A 21,366-nucleotide genomic window follows, 5' to 3' on the forward strand; every position below is an offset into this window, starting at 1 on the left:
GCTGTATGTCCAAGACCCGTGCTGACCAGCTCCTCGTCGATCGCGGCCTCGCCGAAAGCCGGACGCGCGCGCAGGCGCTGATCATGGCGGGGCTGGTGTTTGCGGGCGAGCGCAAGATCGACAAGCCCGGCCAAGCGGTGGCGGACGACGTCGTGCTCGACGTGCGCGGGCGCGACCATCCATGGGTCTCGCGCGGCGGAATCAAGCTGGCGCATGGTCTGGATGCGGTCGGCTGGGACGTAACGGGCGCGGTGGCGATCGATGTCGGCTCTTCGACCGGCGGCTTTACCGACGTGTTGCTCCAGCGTGGCGCGGCGCGGGTTTATGCCGTCGACAGTGGCACCAACCAATTGGCGTGGAAGCTGCGCCAGGATGACCGGGTGATCGTCCACGAACAAACCAGCGCCCGGATCTTGACCGAGGCGCATATTCCCGAGCCGGTCGACCTGATCGTCTGCGATGCGAGCTTCATCGGCCTCACCAAGGTGCTCGAGGTGCCGCTGCGCTTTGCCAAGCCGCAGGCGCGCTTGCTCGCTTTGATCAAGCCGCAATTCGAGGCGGGCCGCAATGAGGTTGGCAAGGGCGGGGTCGTGCGCGATCCAGCGGTGCATGCGCGCGTCTGCACGGAGGTCTCGGCATGGGTGGTCGCGCACGGGTGGTCCGTCGTCACGCTGGTCGAGAGCCCGATCACCGGGCCTGAGGGCAATGTCGAATTTCTGATCGCCGCCACCCGGTAGGAGGCAGGCACTGGTTGGGGAAAATTTAACCACGCAACCTGGCCGTCGTTCTTCTATAGAAGAACAGGCGGGGCGACAGCTGAGCGCCTGACAGATTCGCGTGTAACCGGGGGCCGTGGCTTGAGAGAGATTGCATCGAAACAGCAGTTGCGGCTTGCGTTTTTGCGCTGGGCGGTCGTGACGGTGCCGTTCGTGCTCTTGCTGGGCTTTACCGCAGCGCGCCTGGCTCCCGCTGGATCGGCCAATGTCTGGTACGCTGCGCTGGTTAAACCGCCCGTTACGCCGCCGGATTGGGCCTTCCCGGCGGCATGGACGGCGATCTACGTCCTGCTGGGCCTTGCGCTGGCGATGATCATCCATGCCCGCGGCTCGCGCATGCGGGGCCCGGCGATCGCGCTGTTCGCCGTGCAACTGGCGGTGAATTTGAGCTGGTCGCCGGTGTTTTTCGGCATGCATCAGGTGACCTTCGCGCTCGGGATCGTCGTGCTGATGTTTCTGCTCACGCTGGCGATGGCGATCGTCTTCGGCCGGATCCGCGTGCTGGCCGGGGCTCTGCTGGTGCCGTATCTTCTCTGGCTGGTGTTCGCTTTCTATCTCAATTACCAGATCATGGACTTGAACCCAGGGGCCGAAACCCTTGCGCCACCGTCCGCTACCACCCAAATCATCAAGCTCTGAACCCCACGGGATTTTCCGCATGCAATCCGATAACAAGATTTTCGACGACCTCGCCAAGTTCCTGAACGGTGCTGCTGGAACGCTGGCCGGTGTTGGGCGTGAGGCCGAGGCAGGCGCGCGCGCGCGGGCGAAGGAGTGGATTGGCGGTCTGGATTTCGTTTCGCGCGACGAGTTTGAGGTGGTCAAGGCGATGGCGGCGGCCGCGCGCGACGATGCGGATGCGCTGCGTGCGCGGCTCGATGCGCTCGAAGCGAAAGCGGCGGCAACGCCTAAGGCGGAAGGCTGAGACGATCTTTTCCACAGTTTTTTCGATTGGCTTGCCTGCCCCATTCTTGTGCTGCCCGCCGCGCTGCGTCACCACAGCGCCAAAGGCGAATGATGGAGGCGCACGATGATCCTCGATGAGGCGGATTTCGATCGCGACGATGCAGCGCCGATCGACATGCTGGAAAGCTATTTCGCGGCGCATGGCTGGGACCATGAGCGGCAGGACGATGAAGTCATCGCCAAGGTCAAAGGGAGCTGGACGCAATATGAGCTTCGCGCGCTATGGCGCGAGGAAGACAGCGTTATTCAGTTCCTGGCCTTTCCCGACGTGCGCGTGGCCGATGACCGGCGCGCCGCGATTTATGAAGCGATCGGGCTGATCAACGAGCAATTGTGGGTCGGCCATTTCGAATTGTGGTCGGCGAGCGGGATCCTGCTGTACCGCCATGCCGCGATGATCGAAGGCGCGACCGAATCGGGGGGCGGCACGATGTCGCTGGGGACGGCGGAATTGCTGGTCGAGAGCGCGATCGACGAATGCGAGCGCTTCTATCCGGTGTTCCAGTTCGTGCTGTGGGGCGGCAAGACCCCTGCCGAAGCCATGGCCGCAGCCATGACCGAGACGCAGGGCGAGGCCTGAATGGACGGGTACGACCGTCCGGAGCGGACGGTGACTCGCGTCTGGATGGTCGGATGCGGGACTATGGGCGGGGCGATGCTCCGCCAATGGATCGCCAGCGGGGTTCTGGCACCCGGCAATGTCGATGTGGTCAACCGGGCCGACCGGCTTTTGCCGGCAGGCGTCCGGCAGGCGCGGGATGTGCCGAGCGGGGCATTGCCCGATCTCGTGATCCTGGCGATGAAGCCGCAGCAATTGGACGAGGTCGCCGGGCGCTTTGCGGAGCGCTTGCGGGGCGTGCCAGCGTTGGTCTCGATTTTGGCGGGGGTGGAAGAACACGCGCTCGCTGCGCGGTTTCAGGCAGGCGCGATCGTTCGCGCAATGCCGAATTTGCCGGTCGGGATTGGCAAGGGCGTCGTCGCGCTCGACAGCAGCAGCGCCGATCCCGCCCTGCGCAAGGCGATCACCACGGTGATGGCAGCACTCGGTCTGGTCGAATGGGTCGATCCAGCACAGTTCGATGCAGTCACCGCACTGGCCGGGTGCGGGCCGGCGTTTCTATATCGCTTTATCGATGCGCTGGCAGCGGCTGGCGTCGCGCAGGGGCTACCCGAAGACCAGGCGAACCGTCTGGCGCTCGCCACGGTTGAAGGGTCGGCGCTGCTGGCGGCTGCGGCGGATGTTCCGCCGGGGACGCTGGCCGATCGTGTTGCCAGCCCGGATGGTTCCACGCGCAAGGGGCTCGACGTGCTGGATCAGGGGCAGGCGCTTGTCGCTTTGCTGCGCGCGACGGTTGCAGCCTCGGCTGCGCGCAACGCAGAGATGGCTGCAGAAGCGCGGCGTTAGGACGGACGCGCGACGCCTAAGTCTGCAGTCAGACCGAGAGGAGCTTCAGCACCTCGTCTGGGGTGATTCCTTCCAGCACCGCCCAGAAGCCGCTGACCGCATTCTGCCCCGCACTGGCATAAGCCTGCGCCCACACTTGGCGAACGCATTCGAACAGATCGGATTCGAGCTGCTTGCCCGCTTCCGACAAGCGCAGCAGCCGTTGCCGCCGATCGCGCTCGCCAATGCGCGTTTCGACGAGGTTGCGCTCGACCAGTTCGTTCAGGACGCGACCGAGCGATTGCTTGGTGATGCCGAGCAGCCCGAGCAGCGCGCTGACGGTGAGATCGGGATGGCGCGCGATGAAATACAAAGCGCGGTGGTGCGCCCGGCCCAGTCCTAAAGCGCTCAGTTGCTCCTCGGTGGAGCGCGCAAGCGTGCTCTGCGCGAAGTACATGAGTTCCATGCCACGACGGATTTCGGGTTCGCGCAGGAAAAGCGGCGAGGCGGAGGCGATTGCGGTAGCCATTGTTGACCGCGTTTGCCGCCTCCCGTACAGCCCTTCAACCCCCAAATTGTAACAACTTGTCGCAGGGCTTCGATGCACCAGAACGCCGATCTCGACCACCGCCCCACCGCCAGCACGCACGCTTTTGTCGTGGAACCGCATCCGACGCCCGTGCCCGCAAACGAACGCACCGGCTTGATTGCAAACCCGGGCTTCGGGCGCGTGTTCACCGATCATATGGTGACGATCCGTTATAACGAGGTCGCCGGGTGGCATGACGCCAAGATCACCCCGCGTGCGGCGTTCCAGATGGATAGCGCGTCCGCCGTGCTGCATTATGCGCAAGAGATTTTCGAAGGGCTGAAGGCCTATCGCTTGCCCGATGGCGGGGCAGCTTTGTTCCGCCCGTCGGCAAACGCCGCGCGCTTCCGCGCATCGGCGGAGCGGATGGCGATGGTGCCGCTGCCCGATGAGCTGTTTGTCGAGTCGGTCCGCGCTATCGTGCGTCAGGAGGCCGACTGGATCCCCGATATCGACGGAGGCGCGCTGTATCTCCGCCCGTTCATGATCGCGAGCGAGGTGTTCCTGGGGGTGAAGCCGTCCAGCGAATATCTATATGCGGTGATCGCCTCCTCGGTCGGGGCCTATTTCAAGGGTGGCGCGCCCGCCGTCACCCTGTGGGTGTCGCAGGACTATACGCGCGCCGCCCCCGGTGGCACCGGGGCCGCGAAATGCGGCGGCAATTACGCCTCCAGTCTGATCGCGCAGGCCGAGGCGACTCGCCAAGGGTGCGACCAGGTGCTGTTCCTCGACGCGGTCGAGCGGCGCTTGATTGAAGAACTGGGCGGCATGAACATCTTTTTCGTGTTCGACGATGGCAGCATCGCCACGCCGCCGCTGACGGGCACGATCCTTCCCGGCATCACCCGCGATTCCTTGCTGACTTTGGCGCGCGATATGGGGCTCAGTGTCCGCGAAGAGCCGTATGCGATCGACCAGTGCCGCGCCGACGCCGAAAGCGGTCGGCTGCTGGAGGCCTTTGCGTGCGGCACGGCGGCGGTGGTCACCCCGATCGGCACGATGAAGATGCGTGATGGCGCATTCCAGATCGGTGGCGGCGGGCCGGGGCAAACCACCCAGCGTTTGCGCCAGGCGCTTATCGATATTCAGCGCGGGCACGCGCCTGATCCGTATGGCTGGCTCGAGCGCGTGATCTGAAAGCGTGAATCCGGGCTTTCCAAGCGCGGATTCGCAGCCTAAAGCACGCCGCTCCCGGATTGGGGCGTCGCCAAGTGGTAAGGCAGCGGCTTTTGATGCCGCCATTCGCAGGTTCGAACCCTGCCGCCCCAGCCAATCTCTTCATCACGATTCTGCACGGGCAGAAAGTCAGCGGTCGACAGATGCGGAGCCGCGCTTGAAAGACGCAGCGACCATGACGATGCTCCGCTTGATCCTGCTCGGCCTGATCGCCATCCCTTTGGGCTGCAGTCCGGTGGCGGCACGAAGCAAGCACGCCAAAATCGCCCTGACCTTCGATGACCTGCCGGCGCTGACGATGGCGAAGGAGCAGCCTTATGTGAACGGTTTGAACGCCGACATTCTGGAGGGCCTGCGCAAGCACAGGATCCCGGCGACGGGCTTTGTCAACGAATCGAAACTCAACGAGCTGGATCGGCCGCAACAGATCGCCGTTCTGGAGCATTGGCTCGATGCCGGCATGGACCTCGGCAACCACACCTTTTCGCACGAATCGCCCAACCGCCTGGGCGCGGCCGCCTACATTGCCGATATTGCGCGCGGCGAGCCGGTCACGCGGGGCCTGCTCGAAGAACGGCACCGTCGGATCGGGTGGTTTCGCCACCCCTATCTCGAAACCGGCACGCCGGAGGCGGTCAAGCACGAGATCAACGCCTGGCTGACCGCGCATGGCTACCGCATCGCGCCCGTTACGATCGATGCCGATGACTGGGAATTTGCCGAGCCCTATGATGCCGCGACCATCGCGCGGGATGAGGCGACGCGGGCGCGGATCCGGCACCTCTATCTCGCTCATACCGCAACGACGATCCGCTGGTATCGCAGCGCAGCGCATGCCTTGTTCGGGCGCGATATCGCCTATGTCATGCTGCTACACGCGACCCGGCTGAATGCAGATTCGATCGATGATCTCGCGGCTATCCTCCAGCGCGAGCATTTGCGACCGGTGACGCTGGCGCAGGCGATGAAGGACCCGGCGTACCGCACCCCCGATCCCTATGCCGGAAAAGAGGGGATCGAATGGATCGAGCGCTGGTCGATGGCGCTGCACAAGCCGCTGCCGTGGAGCAGCTTCACCGACGTGCCGAAAGAGATCGAAGCCGCCTATGACCGGGTCGATCACGATCGGTGAGGTTCAATCGCCGGTGACGCCGAGTTTCGGCCGCCGGACCTTGATTTCAAACACCAGTCCGCGCCCGGCGTCGCCGCGCCGCACGTTCAGCCGCCCGCCATGGGCATGGGCGACCCGGTCGACAATCGAGAGACCGATGCCCGAGCCTTCGACGGGGGACCCGGCCCCGCGCCAGAGCCGTTCCGTCAGGCGCGCCAGATCATCCTGCGGCAGCGGCGGGCCGTCATCGCTGACAATGATGTGGCTGCTGCCGCTGCGGACGTGGATCGCCGTCCCGTGCGGGGTATGGCGGGTTGCATTGTCGAGCAGGTTCTCGAGCGCGAGCGTCAGGGCCTCGCTATAGCCGTAGACCTGCGCCGGTCCCGAATCGCGATCGAGCGCAATGCTGCGGCCCGATGCCAGTATCGCAGGGGCGCGATCGGCGACGACCTGTTCCGCCAGGCGGTGAAGATCGACGGTTGTTCCACTCGATTCCAACGGTCGCTCCAGCTCCGCCAATGCCAATAATTGGGCAATCACCCTCCCGGCGCGATCCACGGCTGCCATCAGGGCCGAGCGCGCCTCTGGGTCGGCAATCGCATCGGCGCGCAGCCGTATCGCCGCCAACGGCGTCCGCAATTCGTGCGCGACATCGGCGGCAAAGGCGGTTTGCACCCGGATCGCGGCGGCGAGACGGTCCAGCGCGGCATTGGCCGCCTCGGCCAGCGGCTCCGCTTCCAGCGGGAGCAGACCGCGCGGCAAGCGCGCATCGAGCGATTGCGGGCCGATTTGCGCTGCCGCCAGCGAGACCATGCGCATGCGGTGCGTCAAACGGCGGGCGAGCAGCGCGCCGATCACTGGCACAAGCAATGCAATCGGCAGCGATATCAGCGCAAAGCGCGAGAGGAAATTGCGCACGACATCGTCGGTGACCACCTCCGGGTCGGCATCGTCTTGCGAGACGACGATCCAGCCTACCGTGGCGGGCAGGCAGAACGCCTGGATCGCGCCCTTGCGAAAGAAATGCGATGTCTCATCGAGCGGAGCTGCCGCCAGGATCTGCGGCCGCGGCGGTCCGTAGGAATTGAGCACCCGGCGATTCCGGCCGATCACGCTGACTGCCATGCCATTGGACAGGACCACGGGTTGCGGCGCACCGGCCTGCCCGAACGACGCCGAAAGCGCGGCCTGTCGGCGCAGCAAATTCCGCTGAAAATGGTCGGCGGTCTGGTGCAGCAGGGCAGACGCGCTCCACAGCAACGTGATCGCGGCGACCAAAGCGATGCCGACATGCAGCGCGATAAACTGGCCAAGCAGCGAGCGCGGCGCGCGCACTCTCACGCGGCGGCGACCATCATGTAGCCGACGCCGCGCACCGTCTCGATCCGCGCGCAGCTCGACCCGTCTTCGAGCTTCTTGCGCAAGCGGTGGATATAGACCTCGACTGCGTTCGACCCCAGGTCGCTGTCGAGGCCGAAGAGCTGATCCTCCACGACGGTCTTGGGCACGACCTTGCCCGATCGGCGCAGCAGCAGTTCCAGCAACTGCGTTTCGCGCACGGACAGCGCCAGCGGCTGGGCGTCGATATAGGCGACGCGCGTCTCGACGATGAATTCCAAGGCACCGCAGCGGAGCGACTTGCCGGTATAGCCGTCGCGGCGCCGCAGAATGGCAAGCAGCCGTGCGTGCAGTTCATCGACGTCGAACGGTTTGACCATATATTCGTCGGCCCCTTCGTTCAGGCCGCGAATACGCGCATCGATCGCGCCACGCGCGCTCAGCACCAGCACGGGCCGCGTGTCGCCGCGCGCGCGCATCCGCGTCAACAGGGCGATGCCGTCTTCGTCGGGCAAGCCTAGGTCGAGCAATACGGCCGCATAATCGATTGCGGCGAGATACGCTTCGGCTTCGCCAACGTCGCGTGCGCGTTCTACCGAGACACCGCGCCGCGAGAGGGCATCGACCAGCGGCACCGCCACTTCATCGTCGTCCTCGACCAACAAGACCCGCATTCTCGGACTTTCTGCACTGCAGCAATTTGTAAGCGAGATGTAAGCTGGCTTACGTAGAGGTGCCAGCCTTGCCGCAATAGGGTTTCCGATGCACGCTTCTCCGACACCCGAATCCCTGCCCCAGACCCGCACGCTGGCCCCGGCCACGCAGACACGCTGGCTGGTCGTTTCCGCCGTCTGCGCGGTTGGCGCGGTGCTGTTGTGGTTCGCCGTCGAGCGCCTGACGCACCGCGAGCCCGCCGCCCCGCAACCGACGCCGCCGGGAACCTTGCGGCTGACCGCCGACCAGATGGCGGGGCTGAAGACGATGCGTGTCGGCTATTCGGCCTCGGATGACCGCACGCTGGCGAGCGGCGCGATCACCGTCGATGGCGATCGCAGCACGCCGGTCCTGATGCCCTATGCCGGCCAGATCGTGCGGGTCCTGGCCGATGCCGGGCAATATGTCCGCGCGGGGCAGCCGCTGCTGCTGGTCAAGACCAGCGATTTCGTCGATGCGCGCAGCGGCCTGTTCGCGGCGCGCGCGGCGTTCCAGAACGCGCAGGCGCAATTGGCGACCGCGACGCGCAATGCCGAGCGCCAGCGCCAGATTTTCGAGACGGCGGGCGGCGCGCAGAAGGATTATCTCCAGGCGCAGACCGATCTGGTCGCGGCACAAGCGACCGCGCGCACCACAGCGGCGGCGCTGGGCGCGGCGCGCGACAAATTGTCGATCCTGGGCAAGACGTCGGGCGAAATCGCGCGGCTGGAAAGCGTCAGCGAGGTTTCGGGCATTCACGACCGCACGACGCTCCATGCGCCGATCGGCGGCCTGATCGCCTCGCGCGATGTGTCGGCCGGGCAATATGTGTCGCAAGGCGGCGACAAGCCGGTGATGACGATCACCGATCCGTCGCATGTCTGGCTGATCGCGCAGATTGCCGAAAGCGATGCCAATGCGGTGCATGTCGGGGATTCGGTAACGGTGACGACGCAGGCGCTGCCGGGACGCAGCTTCCATGCAACCATCGATCTGGTCGGCGCGGCGCTCGATCCGCAAACGCGCCGCCTGCCGGTCCGCGCAACCATCGCCAATCCCGATGGCATGCTGAAGCCACAAATGTTCGCCAGCTTCTCGATCCAGCGGCCGCAACGTGGCACGGCGCTGCGAATCCCCGCCGAAGCCGTGATCCATGAGGGCGAAGCGGCGCGGGTGTGGGTGGTACGCCCCGATGGGCTGCTCCAGGCCCGCACGATTACCGCCGGTGACGCGCAGGATGGCACCATTGCCGTGCTCGCCGGTCTGAAGTCGGGCGAGCGGATCGTCACCTCGGGCGCGCTGTTCGTGAATGAGGCGGGTCTCGGCGAATGAACCGCCTGGTCGAATTTTCGCTGCGGCAGCGATTGCTGATCGTCGGCATCTTTGCCGCGATGCTGGTCGCGGGCGCGATCGGTTTCTGGAACCTCAATATCGAGGCCTATCCCGATCCCGTGCCGCCGATGGTCGAGGTGATCACGCAGACGCAAGGCCTGTCGGCGGAGGAGATGGAGCGCAATGTCACCATCCCGATCGAGGTCGGCATGGCGGGTATTCCGCATCTGACTGCGATCCGCGCGATCTCGCTGTTCGGCCTTTCCGACATCAAGATCCAGTTCAGCTATGACCTGACCAATGAGGCGGCCAAGCAGCAGGTGATTAATCGCCTGTCGCAATTGCCGCCGCTGGCGGGCGGGGCGCAGCCGTCGCTGTCGCCGACCAGCCCGGTCGGCGAGATCTTCCGCTACAAGATCAGCGCGCCGCCGGGCTATTCGGTGATGGACCTCAAGACCTTGCAGGACTGGGTGCTGCAACGCCGCTTCAAACGCATTCCGGGCGTGATCGACGTGACCGGCTGGGGCGGCAAGCTGCGCGCTTATGATGTCGTGATCGACAATGATCGGTTGTCGGCGCACGGCGTCGCGGTCGGGCAAGTGCTCGCCGCGCTAAGCAAGAGCGATGGCAATGTCGGCGGGCAGACGATCAACTTCGGCGCGCAGGCGGCGATCGTGCGCGGTGTCGGGCTGATCCAGTCGGTGTCGGGGATCGAGAATGTGCTGGTCGGCACCGCCAATGGTCAGCCGATCCTGTTGAAGGACGTCGCCCATGTCGAGATCGGCAATGCGCCGCGGCTGGGTATCGCCGGGTATAACAATGAGGACGACATCGTTCAGGGCATCGTGCTGATGCAGCGCGGCGCACAATCGATGCCGACGATCGAAGCGGTGCAGAAGGAAGTCGCCGACATCAACGCCTCGGGCATCTTGCCGCCGGGCGTCCATCTTGATCGCATCTATGACCGATCCGACCTGATCCACCTGACGATCCACACCGTGCTGGAAAATCTGGTGGCGGGGATCGCGCTGATCTTCTTCCTGCAATGGGCGTTTCTCGGCAATTTGCGCAGCGCGATCATCGTCGCCGCGACCATTCCCTTCGCGCTCGCCTTCGCGATCCTGATCCTGGTGTTGCAGGGCGAGAGTGCGAACCTGTTGTCGGTCGGCGCGCTCGATTTCGGGCTGGTGGTCGATGCCAGCGTCATCATGGTCGAGAATATCTTCCGCCATATGGTGGAACGCTCAGCGCATGTCGAAGGCGGGCGCGGCCATTATACGCTCGCCAGCCGCTTCTCCGCAGTGTTGGGGGCGAGCCATGAGGTGAGCCGCGGCATCTTCTTCGCCGCCGCGATCATCATCGCGAGCTTCCTGCCGCTGTTCACGCTGACGGGCGTCGAGGGCCATATCTTCGGCCCGATGGCGAAGACCTATGCCTATGCCATTACCGGCGGCCTGATCGCGACCTTCACGGTCGCGCCGGTGCTGGCGACGATGCTGCTGCCCGATAAATTGTCCGAGGTGGAGACATGGATCGTCGCGCGGTTGCGCCGCCTGTACGAACCTGCCGCTGCCTTTGCGCTGGGCAATCGCGTGCTGGCGATCGGTGGTGCGCTGCTGCTACTCGGCGGGGCGATGGTTGGCGTGCGCTCGCTTGGCATTGAATTTCTGCCCCATCTCGAAGAGGGCAACATGTATATCCGTGCCAGCCTGCCGGCCTCGATCAGCCTGGAGGCAGGGCAACCGGTGGTGGATGGTGTGCGCCGCATGATCGCGCAATATCCCGAAGTGGAATCGGTGTTGTCGGCGCATGGACGGCCTGATGACGGCACCGACTCAACGGGCTTCTTCAACGCCGAATTCTTCGTGCCGCTGAAACCGGCCGGTAGCTGGCCGGCCGGCGTGACCAAGGAAACGCTGACCGCCGAATTGTCGAAGAAACTGCAGGCCAAATATCCCGGCGTCGATTTCTCCTTCTCGCAATATATCGAGGACAATGTCGAGGAAGCCGCATCGGGGGTGAAAGGGGCCAACTCGATCAAACTGTTCGGCCCAGATTTGCCGACGCTCGAAAAATATGCCGATGCGATCAAGGCGGAGATGGCGAAGGTTAAAGGCATCGAGGATCTGGGCGTGTTCCAGTCGCTGGGGCAGCCGACGGTGCGGATCGATGTCGATCGCGCGCGCGCCTCGCGTTATGGCCTGACGCCCGACGACATCAACGCAACGGTGGCGGCCGCGATTGGCGGGCAATCCTCGGCGGAACTGTATGAAAAGGGCACCGACCGGCACTTCCCGATCGTGGTGCGCCTGAAGGCCGAACAGCGCGACTCGATCGACGCGATCCGCCGTATCACCATTGGCGCACCGGCACCCAATGGCAGCGGTACGATCCAGGTGCCGCTGTCCGAAGTCGCCGATATCAAACTGACATCGGGCGCATCGTTCATCTATCGCGAGCATCAGGAACGCTACATCCCGATCAAATTCTCGGTGCGCGGACGCGATCTCGGCGGTGCGGTGGAGGAAGCGCGGGCGCGGATCACGCGGAGCGTGCATTTGCCGACCGGCTATCATCTCGAATGGGCCGGGGAACTCGACAATCTCACCAACGCCGTCGCCCGGCTGGAGGTGGTGGTGCCGATCAGCCTGCTGCTGATCCTGTTGCTGCTCTATGCCAATTTCGGGTCGATCCGCGACAGCCTGCTCGCTTTCTCGGCGATCCCGATGGCGATTATTGGCGGCGTGCTGGCGCTGGCGTTGAGCGGTACCGCGTTCAGCATTTCCTCGGCGATCGGGTTTGTCGCTCTGTTCGGCATTGCGGTGATGGACGGCATTCTCGTCGTCACCACCTATAACCATGCGATCGACGAATATATGGGGCGGCAGGGGGCGTTGGCGACGACGGTGCGGCACAGCTTGCGCCCGGTGGTGATGACCTGCCTGGTGGCGGCCATCGGCCTGCTCCCTGCCGCTATCTCTAACGGCATCGGCAGCCAGGTGCAGAAGCCGTTGGCGCTGGTGGTGGTGGGCGGCATGACGCTTGCCCCGCTGCTGATCCTGCTGGTGCTGCCGGTGCTGATCGATCGCTTCTCGCGCCGGGTGCCGCCGGGGGATCGCGGTGCGCACGGGCGCGATGTCGGGCACCACCAGCCCCCCGCCGCCGATCATGGGGAGATGCCCGCATGAAGCGCCTCTTGCTCGCCTTGCTCGCCGGGTCGGTATCGGCCTGCGCAGTCGGTCCGCGCGACCTGGATCCGCACGTCGCGTTACCGCCGCCTGTCAAACCGCAGAGCTTCGCTCCGCGCGCTGGCGAGGCGCAGGTGGCGCAGACCGGCACGGTGGCGAGCGACTGGTGGCGCGCGTTCGGATCGGCCGATCTCGATGCGCTGGTCAACGAGGCGCTCGGCCATGCGACCGACATCGCCGTCGCCGATGCGGCCTTGCGCCAGGCGCGCGAGCTTGCCGGGGCGGCGGGCGGCGCGGCGTTACCCCAGGTCGATGCGAGTTATCAGGCGCAACGCACGCGCGTGTCCAAGGCGCTTGCGCCTGCCGTGACCGATGCGTCGCAATATCTGTATTCGTTGCACACCGCGCAGGTGACGGTCAGCTATTCGCCCGACGTGTTTGGTGGAACGCACGCCAAGATCCGGTCGGCACGGGCTGCGGCGGATGTGGCGCGATATCGTCTGGACGCGGCACGCGCGACCGTCGTGTCCAATCTGATCCAGGCCGTCATCCAGCGCGCCTCGCTGGCCGACCAGATCGAGGCGGCGCGGGCGAGCCTGGCGGTCAATCGTGATATTCTGCAAGCGCAGCGCCGCCGTCAGCAACTTGGTGCCGTGGGCGAGGCGGATGTGGCGACCCAGCAGACCGCCTTGGCGACGGCGGAAGCGGCGCTGCCCGCACTCGTGCGCGCTGAGGCGCATCAGCGCGTGGTGATCGGCACCTTGCTCGGTCGCGCGGCGGGGGGCGATTTGCCGACCTTGCCGACCCTCTCGGCGCTCTCGCTGCCGCGCGAAGTGCCTTTTGCCTTGCCATCGGACCTGGTGGCGCGCCGCCCCGATGTGCGCGCGGCGCGGGCGCAACTGGAGGGGGCAGGGGCCGATGTCGGCGTGGCGATTGCCGCGCGGCTGCCCAGCCTTCAGTTGAGCGCGACCGCTGGCGGCGAAGCGCAGCATTTGTTCGACCTGTTCCAGAACGGCAATCCGTTCTGGGCGTTGCTTGGCGGCGTCACCCAGCCGATTTTCCACGGAGGGGCCTTGCGACACCAGCAACATGCTGCCGAAGCGGCCTTGGACGGCGCGAAGGCGCAATATCGCGCGGCGGTGTTGCAAGCCTTTGGCGATGTGTCGGACGCGTTGAGCGGTCTGCGGACGGATGCCGATGCGCTGGATGCGGCGGCCCGCGCGAGCGATGCCTCGGGCCGTGCTTTGGGGTTCGTCCGGCGCCAGTTGGCGCTGGGGGATGTCGGCACGCTGGCGCTGCTCAACGCCACCGCCGCCGATGCACAGGCGCGCGCGCAGCTCATTCAGGCCCGTGCGGCGCGCTTGGCGGACACCGTTGCAGTGTTTCAGGCGGCAGGTGGCGGTGTCGTCACCGATTGAGACGTGATAGCGCGGCCTATTGCGATCACGAGGAGCTAGAGGATGCCGGAAGAAGGTTTTGAAATCCGCGGCGCGCATGAAGAGGAAATCGAGGAGCGCGCCCACCACCGCGAACCGCTCAGCCAGAAGATCGCGCTCTTTTCGGCGGTGCTGGCGACGCTAGGCGCGATCGTCAGTTTCCTCGGCGGCCACACCCAGAACGACGCGCTCTATTACAAGAATGAAGCCGTGCTGATGAAGGCGCGGGCATCGGATAGCTGGGCCTATTATCAGGCGGAGGATATCAAGCGGCATTTGGCCGATAGCGTGGCCAAGATCGCGCCCGCTTCGGCCAGCGCCGCAGCGGCGGATTCGCGCAAATATGCCGAACGTGCCCGGGAACTGCGCGCGACGGCGGAAGAGCTTGATCGCAAATCCGAAGAGGCGGATGCGGAGTCGCGGCGCGCGCTATCGCCCCATACCAAGCTCGCCATCGCAATGACCTTCATCCAGATCGCGATCGCGCTCGCCTCGATCAGCGCGTTGACTCAGCGGCGCTGGCTGTTGTGGGGCGCGGGCGCGTCTGCGGTGCTGGGCGTCGTGCTGAGCGTGGTTGCGTGGATTTGACGCTCGGCGAACCCTCCCAATCTCGACCGTAGCTCCCGCGCGTGTAAGGGTCGATTGATGGATCGGGACGGAATGAGACGGGACAGCGTCGCGGGCGTGTCGGTGGCGGCGTTGTTGCTGCCCGAGGCGATCGCTTATGGCGGCATTGCCGGTTTTCCACCGGGCCAGGCGTTGGTCGCGGCATTGGCCGGGATTGCCGCTTATGCGCTGGTTGGGCGCAGTCGCGTTGCCATTGTTGCGCCGACATCGGCATCGGCCGCGACGCTCGCTGCGGCGACGGCATCGCTTGCCATAGCCGACCCATCGCAGCGGTTGCTGGCGGCGGTGGTGATGGTCGGGCTGGTGGGGCTGTTGTTTCTCATCGCGGGGGCGCTGCGGCTCGGCTTTGTCGCGGCGTTCGTTTCGCGGCCCGTGCTGCGCGGCTTTGCGATCGGGCTGGCGGCAAGCATCGTCCTGCGCCAGTTCATCGCCACCACCGGGGTCGCGCCGGGCGATGGCGACGTCCTGTCGCAACTGGCCGTGACGGTCGCCCATATCCCGGGGTGGAACGGTGCCAGCCTTGCGATCGGGGCGGGGGCGCGCGCGGTGGCGGTGTTGCTGCGGCGCTGGCCCATGGTGCCGAGCGCGCTGGTCTTGCTGGCGCTGGGTACGCTCCTGGCGTCGCTCGTCGATCTGCGGGCATGGCATGTCCCCTTGGTCGGCGCGATCGACCTGACCTTTGCCGCGCCGCGTTTGCCGCAGCTCGATCACGCGCATTGGGTGGCGCTCGCCTCTGCCGCGATGCCGCTGGCGTTGATCGTGTTTGTGGAATCCTGGGGCACGATGCGCTCGCTCGCGCTCAACCGCGGGGAAAGTTTCGACCCCAATCGCGAGCTGGTGGCGATCGGTGTTGCCAATCTCGCCGCCGCAGCGGTGGGCGGGCAAGTGGTGGGGGCGGGGTTTTCCGCCGCGTCTGCCAATGACAGCGCCGGGGCGGCGACGCGGCGCGCCAGCCTGATCGCGGGCGGCGTTTTGATGGCGTTGATGGCGCTGGCGCTGGGGCTGATTGCGCGCGTGCCGATGCCAGTATTGGCCGCAGTGGTGGTTTCAGCTTTGCTCCACGCGCTCGACCCGTCGCCCTTGCGACGGCTGTGGCGGATCGACCGCGACCAATATGTGGCGAGCGCGGCGGCGCTGGGTGTGCTGGTGCTGGGCGTTTTGTACGGCATGTTGCTGGCGGTGGGGCTGTCTGTGCTGGCGATCATCCACCGGCTGGCATCTCCCGAAATCGCGCAGCTCGGGCGGCTTGGCATGGGGCGTGATTTCGTCGATCTGTCGCGCCATCCGGAGGCTTTGGTGCAAGCCGATGTGCTGGTGCTGCGCCCCGGCGAACCCTTGTTTTTCGCCAATGCCGAGCGAATCATGGCGCTGGTCGAACGGCGCGCAGTGGCGCAGGATGCGCACACGGTGATCCTCAGCCTGGAGGAAAGCAGCGATTTGGATAGCACGGCAGTGGATGTTCTGAGCGAGGCGTCGATCCGCTTGGGGGCGGCCGGGCGCACATTGGTGCTGGCACGGCTGAAGGATCCGGTGCGCGATTTGCTCAATGCGAGCGGCCCGGCCTTGGTGGAGCTGGCCGGGCGCAGCGCACGCAGCGTCGCCGACGCGGTTGATTCAGCGACACGCCCTTTTTCACAGGAGACAACGGTATGAGAACCAGCCGCGAGCCGATGCTTCTTCCCATTCAGCTCGATGCGCTGCGGCCGACGCAAATGACGGTCGGCTTGCGCGAAGTCGAACGCAAGCGCGCGGAATGGCGCGGGCAGCGCGACGATGCCGGCAAGTATCTTGGGCGGCACATGATCCCGGTGGTGCTCGGCCCCAAGGGCAAATCCTATGTGATCGACCATCATCATCTTGCGCGTGCGCTGGTCGAAGAGGGGCAGGAGGAGGTGCTGACCACCGTGATCGCCGACCTGCGGCCGCTCAGCCAGGATGCCTTTTGGGTATTCCTCGACAATCGCGGCTGGCTGCACCCGTTTGACGAGCAGGGCCAGCGTCGCGGCTATGGCGATATCCCCAAACGCATTCGCGACCTTGCCGACGATCCGTTCCGCTCGCTGGCGGGTGCGGTGCGCCAGGCGGGCGGCTATGCCAAGGAAACCACGCCGTTCAGCGAATTCATCTGGGCCGATTATCTGCGCCGCCTGATCAAGCAAACGACGGTCGAGAAGAATTTCGACAAGGCGCTCGACAAGGCATTGGGCTATGCGCGGTCGCATGAGGCGCGGTTCATGCCGGGCTGGTGCGGTGTCGACCCGGACCTTGCGCATCACGTATGAAGCGCGCCGTTTCCGGCTAGCATCGGCGCGCCCGGGCGATTACGGGGCGTGGCGATGTTGCGCTGCCGAATCCGAAGCCGGGCGGTTGGCGGGGCATTCTTGACAAGCAGATCGTCCGCTTCCGGTACCGGATAGGTGTACGCACACCGTTTGGGCGTACCGGCGCTGGCGCGTGAATTCGGAGTCGCCGATGCGCATCTACCTCCTGGCTCTTCTGGCGGGCATTGCGGCACCGGCGATGGCGCAGACCACACCGGCTGCCGTTTCTGGCAGCGAACCCTCGACTCCCTCGCAGTCCGACATTTTCGCTGTCCACGGCCAGTTCACCCTCACCGCACAAGGCACGCCGGGTTTCTCCTCGCCTTATGCGGGGCAGAACAGCCTGACGCCGCACCAGATTAAGGAAACGGTCGACGCGACGCTCTATGCCGGGGTGCGCCCGTGGCAAGGCGGCGAGGTGTGGATCAATCCGGAAATGGACCAGGGCTTTGGCCTGTCCAACACGCTGGGCGTCGCGGGTTTCCCCAGTGCGGAGGCGTATAAGGTCGGCAAGAGCAGCCCATATTTCCGGCTGCAGCGGCTGTTCTTCCGCCAGACGATCAACCTCGGTGGCGCGCGCGACGATGCGACCGCGACGCTCAACCAGTTCGCCGCCCGGCGGACGGCCGACCGGGTGGTGCTGACGCTCGGCAAGTTCGGGGTCGGCGATGTGTTCGACACCAACCGCTACGCGCATGATCCGCGCGCCGATTTCCTCAACTGGACGCTCGTCGATGCCGGCAGCTTCGATTATGCCGCCGACGCCTGGGGCTATAGTACGGGTGCGGCGGTCGAATGGTATCGGGGGCCGTGGACGGTGCGGGCCGGGCTGTTCAACCTCTCCAAAATCCCCAATGGCGAAACGCTGGAACGCGATTTCAGCCAGTTTCAACTGGATGGCGAAATCGAGCATCGCCACACGATCGGGGACCGGGATGGTGCCGTCCGCGTCACCGTGTTCCGCAATCACGGGCGGTTCGGGCGTTTTGACGATGCGCTGGCGCTTGCTGCAAAGGCGGGTGCGGCTCCCGACACCGCGCCGGTGCGCGATTGGCGGACGCGGATCGGCGCGTCGGTCAATCTGGAGCAAGCGGTAACGGCATCGGTCGGCGTCTTTGCGCGCGCAGGGATCGCGGACGGCCAGATCGAGCCCTATGACTTCACCGATGTCGACCGCACCGCCTCAGCCGGCGTTTCGATCAAGGGCGCGTCGTGGGGGCGGGGCGGGGACACGGTCGGCATCGCCGCTGTCGTCAACGGCATCTCGGCTGCGCATCAGCGTTATCTTGACGCGGGCGGCGTCGGGGTGCTGGTCGGCGATGGGAAATTGCCGCATCCGGGTGCGGAAGCGATTGGCGAAGTCTATTATTCGTGGGTGCCGATCGGGCCTGTCTCGATCACTGCCGATTATCAGGTGATCGGCAACCCTGGCTATAACCGCGACCGCGGGCCGATCAGTGCCTTTGCGATCCGCTTGCACGGGCAGTTTTGAGGGCGGGCCGCCCTTTTCTTTTGCGGCGTCGCGGCTAAAGCCAGACGCTATGAGCGAGCTTCCAAAAACCTTCGACCCCGCCGAAATTGAAAAGCGCTGGTATGCGCATTGGGAAAATACGGGCCAGTTCCGCCCGGATCGTCCCGGTGCCGAGCCGTGGACCATCGTCAACCCGCCGCCCAACGTGACGGGGTCGCTCCATATCGGCCATGCGCTTGATAACACGCTGCAGGATATCCTCGCGCGCCACGCTCGCTTGCAGGGCAAGGATGCTTTGTGGGTGGTTGGCACCGACCATGCCGGCATCGCCACGCAAATGGTGGTCGAGCGGCAGATGGCGGAGCGCCAGCAGAAGCGCACCGATTACACGCGCGAAGCGTTCGTCGCCAAAGTGTGGGAATGGAAGGAAGAGAGCGGCGGGGAAATCACCCAGCAGCTCCGCCGCCTCGGCTGCTCGATGGATTGGAAGAATGAGCGCTTCACCATGGACGAGGGCTTTTCCAAGGCCGTCCTCAAGGTGTTCGTCGATCTGCACAAAGAAGGCCTGATCTACCGCGACAAGCGGCTGGTGAACTGGGACTCCGGCCTCGGCACTGCGATCAGCGACCTTGAGGTCGAGACGCGCGAGATCAAGGGCAGCTTCTGGCATTTGCGCTATCCGCTGGCGGACGGGTCAGGCTTCATCGAAGTCGCGACCACGCGGCCCGAGACGATGCTCGCCGATATGGCGGTCGCGGTGAACGCTTCGGACGAACGCTACACGCATCTCGTCGGCAAGCAGATCAAGCTGCCGATCACGGGCCGCCTGATCCCGATCATCACCGACGACCATGCCGATCCCGAGCTTGGCTCGGGCGCGGTGAAGATCACGCCGGGGCATGATTTCAACGATTTCGAGGTCGGCAAGCGGGCTGGCATCGCGGCGGGCGCAATGCTCAACATGCTCGATGCCAAGGCCCAGGTCGTGCAGGTGGCGGACGGGCTGATCCCCGACACGTTCCTGGGCCTGACCACCGCCGAGGCGCGCAAGGCGGTGGTCGCGCAGTTGAAGGCCGAAGGCTTCCTGATCCCGCACATCGACAAGGACGGCGTGGAACACGACGCCGAACCGCGCACGATCCAGACGCCGTACGGCGATCGCTCGGGCGTGGTGATCGAGCCGTGGCTCACCGACCAATGGTATGTCGACGCCGCGACCTTGGCGAAACCCGCGATCGAGGCGGTGCGCTCGGGCGCGATCGAGATCGTGCCCAAGACGTGGGAAAAGACGTTTTTCAACTGGATGGAGAATATCCAGCCCTGGTGCGTCTCCCGCCAGCTTTGGTGGGGGCATCGGATTCCGGCGTGGTTCGCCGAGGACGGTTCGATCTATGTCGCGTTGACCGAGGCCGAAGCGCAGGCCCAGGCCGGTGCAGGCGTCGCGCTGACGCAGGATAGCGACGTCCTCGACACATGGTTCTCCTCGGCTTTGTGGCCGTTCGCGACGATGGGCTGGCCCGACTCTTCTTCTCCCTCTCCCCGCTCGCGGGGAGAGGGTCGGGGAGAGGGGGACGCTGCAACGAGCGTTCCGCTCGATGTTCCAGGACAGCCCCTCTCCCCGACCCTCTCCCCTGAAGGGGAGAGGGAGACCTCGCGCCCCCCGCAACTCCACGGCCGCTACCCCAATGACGTGCTCATCTCGGGCTTCGACATCCTGTTCTTCTGGGACGCGCGGATGATGATGCAGGGCATCCACTTCATGGGCGATGTGCCGTTCAAGAAGCTGTACCTGCACGGCCTCGTCCGCGCGGCGGATGGGCAGAAGATGTCCAAGTCCAAGGGCAATGTCGTCAACCCGCTCGGGTTGATCGACACATACGGTGCCGACGCGCTGCGTTTCTTCATGGCGGCGATGGAAAGCCAGGGCCGCGACATCAAGATGGATGAGAAGCGAGTCGAGGGCTATCGCAACTTCGCCACCAAGCTGTGGAACGCCTGCCGCTTCGCGCAAGCCAATGGCATCGGCGCGAGCACGACGCTCGATGCGCCGAAGGCGACGCTCGCGGTCAACAAATGGATCATCGCCGAGACGATCGCGTGCGTGCAGGCGGTCGACCTCGCGCTCGCCGATCTGCGCTTCGATGGCGCGGCGAACGCGGTCTATCAATTTGTGTGGAGCCGCTTCTGCGACTGGTATTTGGAGCTGATCAAGCCGGTGCTTTCGGATGAAGAGCAGTTGCCTAAGGGTGCGAAAGTCGAAGGCCAAGCCGATGAAACCCGCGCCGTCGCCGGCTGGGTGATCGACCAGATCCTCGTGCTGCTGCACCCGTTCATGCCGTTCATCACCGAGGAACTGTGGCACGCCATGGGCCCGCGCGAGAATGATCTGATCGTCGCCAAATGGCCAATGGCGGACGCGCGATCGATCGATCCGCAAGCGAGTGCCGACATCGACTGGCTTATCCGAGTGGTAAGCGACGTCCGTGCTGCCAAGAACGAACTTGGCATTTCTCCCGGCACGATGCTGACCGCCTATGTGCGGGACGCAAACGAGACCACCCAGAAGCGGATTACTGTCTTCTACACGGCGCTGCGGCGATTGGCCCGTTTGCAGGATAGCTATGTGCAGGCACCGCCATCTGGTGCGGCACTGCAAATCGTGATCGACGAAGCTACCTTCGTCATCCCCCTCGAAGGCGTGATCGACCTCGACGCCGAGCGCGCGCGCCTGACCAAGGGCATCGAAGCGGCAGCCAAGGAACGCGATGCGCTCGCCGGGCGGCTGGGCAACCCCAGCTTTGTAGAGCGCGCCAAGCCCGAAGCGGTCGAAAAGGCGCGGGCCGATCATGCCGAAAAGGCCGCCGAAGCCGAGCGGCTGAGCGCGGCGCTGGCGCGGCTGGGCTAAAATTCCCCTCCCGCTTGCGGGAGGGGGTAGGGGAGGGCATGGGCGTAGGATGA

At 65.2% G+C, this 21,366-nt stretch carries 18 protein-coding genes and 1 tRNA gene; 16 read left to right on the forward strand and 3 right to left on the reverse strand.

Translation table 11 applies throughout. The annotated features are described in order from the left end of the window. The first annotated feature begins 5 nt into the window (after positions 1-5). From ON00_RS18095 to proC, 5 genes are all read left to right on the forward strand, one after another. Positions 6-737, forward strand: coding sequence for a TlyA family RNA methyltransferase (locus tag ON00_RS18095; RefSeq protein WP_010408431.1), 732 nt, complete (start codon positions 6-8; stop codon positions 735-737). Positions 738-857: 120 nt separating this feature from the next. Then, positions 858-1,415, forward strand: coding sequence for a TspO/MBR family protein (locus ON00_RS18100; protein ID WP_029623109.1), 558 nt, complete (start codon positions 858-860; stop codon positions 1,413-1,415). A 19-nt stretch (positions 1,416-1,434) separates the two neighbouring features. Continuing rightward, the gene (locus tag ON00_RS18105; RefSeq protein WP_010408435.1) at positions 1,435-1,701 is read left to right on the forward strand and encodes an accessory factor UbiK family protein; all 267 of its coding nucleotides are present in this window, start codon (positions 1,435-1,437) and stop codon (positions 1,699-1,701) included. A gap of 105 nt (positions 1,702-1,806) precedes the next feature. Then, the gene (locus ON00_RS18110; RefSeq protein ID WP_010408437.1) at positions 1,807-2,322 is read left to right on the forward strand and encodes a type III secretion system chaperone family protein; all 516 of its coding nucleotides are present in this window, start codon (positions 1,807-1,809) and stop codon (positions 2,320-2,322) included. A 45-nt stretch (positions 2,323-2,367) separates the two neighbouring features. Beyond that, positions 2,368-3,147, forward strand: coding sequence for a pyrroline-5-carboxylate reductase (gene proC / locus ON00_RS18115; RefSeq protein ID WP_040602261.1), 780 nt, complete (start codon positions 2,368-2,370; stop codon positions 3,145-3,147). A gap of 28 nt (positions 3,148-3,175) precedes the next feature. Here the strand turns inward: proC and ON00_RS18120 are convergent, their stop codons facing one another. After that, positions 3,176-3,655 (reverse strand): MarR family transcriptional regulator, encoded by a 480-nt coding sequence (locus ON00_RS18120; RefSeq protein ID WP_010408442.1) that lies wholly within the window; start codon positions 3,653-3,655, stop codon positions 3,176-3,178. A gap of 72 nt (positions 3,656-3,727) precedes the next feature. Between ON00_RS18120 and ON00_RS18125 the strand changes: the two genes are divergently transcribed. From ON00_RS18125 to ON00_RS18135, 3 genes are all read left to right on the forward strand, one after another. Continuing rightward, on the forward strand, positions 3,728-4,852 hold the full coding sequence (locus ON00_RS18125) for a branched-chain amino acid aminotransferase (protein ID WP_010408445.1): 1,125 nt from the start codon (positions 3,728-3,730) through the stop codon (positions 4,850-4,852). 60 nt (positions 4,853-4,912) lie between these two features. Further along, positions 4,913-4,987, forward strand: a tRNA-Gln gene (locus tag ON00_RS18130). A gap of 79 nt (positions 4,988-5,066) precedes the next feature. Continuing rightward, positions 5,067-6,023 (forward strand): polysaccharide deacetylase family protein, encoded by a 957-nt coding sequence (locus ON00_RS18135; RefSeq protein WP_010408449.1) that lies wholly within the window; start codon positions 5,067-5,069, stop codon positions 6,021-6,023. Positions 6,024-6,026: 3 nt separating this feature from the next. On the opposite strand, the gene ON00_RS19955 is transcribed toward ON00_RS18135, so the two are convergent. Then, on the reverse strand, positions 6,027-7,337 hold the full coding sequence (locus tag ON00_RS19955) for a sensor histidine kinase (protein ID WP_010408451.1): 1,311 nt from the start codon (positions 7,335-7,337) through the stop codon (positions 6,027-6,029). 2 nt (positions 7,338-7,339) lie between these two features. Continuing rightward, a complete protein-coding gene (locus ON00_RS18140; protein ID WP_010408453.1) occupies positions 7,340-8,014 on the reverse strand; it encodes a response regulator in 675 nt (224 codons plus the stop codon). Positions 8,015-8,102: 88 nt separating this feature from the next. On the opposite strand from ON00_RS18140, the gene ON00_RS18145 reads away from it, so the two are divergent. The 8 genes from ON00_RS18145 to ON00_RS18180 all read left to right on the forward strand — a co-directional run bounded on the left by ON00_RS18145 (position 8,103) and on the right by ON00_RS18180 (position 21,313). Continuing rightward, positions 8,103-9,365 (forward strand): efflux RND transporter periplasmic adaptor subunit, encoded by a 1,263-nt coding sequence (locus ON00_RS18145; RefSeq protein WP_010408454.1) that lies wholly within the window; start codon positions 8,103-8,105, stop codon positions 9,363-9,365. After that, a complete protein-coding gene (locus ON00_RS18150; RefSeq protein WP_010408456.1) occupies positions 9,362-12,553 on the forward strand; it encodes an efflux RND transporter permease subunit in 3,192 nt (1,063 codons plus the stop codon). Before ON00_RS18145 ends, ON00_RS18150 begins: the two co-directional genes overlap by 4 nt. Next, on the forward strand, positions 12,550-13,971 hold the full coding sequence (locus ON00_RS18155; RefSeq protein WP_010408457.1) for an efflux transporter outer membrane subunit: 1,422 nt from the start codon (positions 12,550-12,552) through the stop codon (positions 13,969-13,971). The genes ON00_RS18150 and ON00_RS18155 overlap by 4 nt, the downstream gene beginning before the upstream one ends. A gap of 42 nt (positions 13,972-14,013) precedes the next feature. After that, positions 14,014-14,577 (forward strand): DUF4337 domain-containing protein, encoded by a 564-nt coding sequence (locus ON00_RS18160; RefSeq protein ID WP_010408459.1) that lies wholly within the window; start codon positions 14,014-14,016, stop codon positions 14,575-14,577. A gap of 72 nt (positions 14,578-14,649) precedes the next feature. Further along, positions 14,650-16,269: a SulP family inorganic anion transporter gene (locus ON00_RS18165; RefSeq protein ID WP_010408461.1), complete on the forward strand. Its 1,620-nt coding sequence runs from the start codon at positions 14,650-14,652 to the stop codon at positions 16,267-16,269. Beyond that, a complete protein-coding gene (locus tag ON00_RS18170) occupies positions 16,266-16,898 on the forward strand; it encodes a ParB-like protein (protein ID WP_010408463.1) in 633 nt (210 codons plus the stop codon). The genes ON00_RS18165 and ON00_RS18170 overlap by 4 nt, the downstream gene beginning before the upstream one ends. Positions 16,899-17,088: 190 nt before the next feature. Continuing rightward, on the forward strand, positions 17,089-18,429 hold the full coding sequence (locus ON00_RS18175; RefSeq protein ID WP_010408465.1) for a carbohydrate porin: 1,341 nt from the start codon (positions 17,089-17,091) through the stop codon (positions 18,427-18,429). A 49-nt stretch (positions 18,430-18,478) separates the two neighbouring features. Next, positions 18,479-21,313, forward strand: coding sequence for a valine--tRNA ligase (locus ON00_RS18180; protein WP_010408468.1), 2,835 nt, complete (start codon positions 18,479-18,481; stop codon positions 21,311-21,313). Positions 21,314-21,366: the final 53 nt, after the last annotated feature.

It is taken from the genome of Sphingomonas echinoides ATCC 14820, assembly GCF_000241465.1.
Classification (GTDB): Bacteria; Pseudomonadota; Alphaproteobacteria; order Sphingomonadales; family Sphingomonadaceae; genus Sphingomonas; species Sphingomonas echinoides.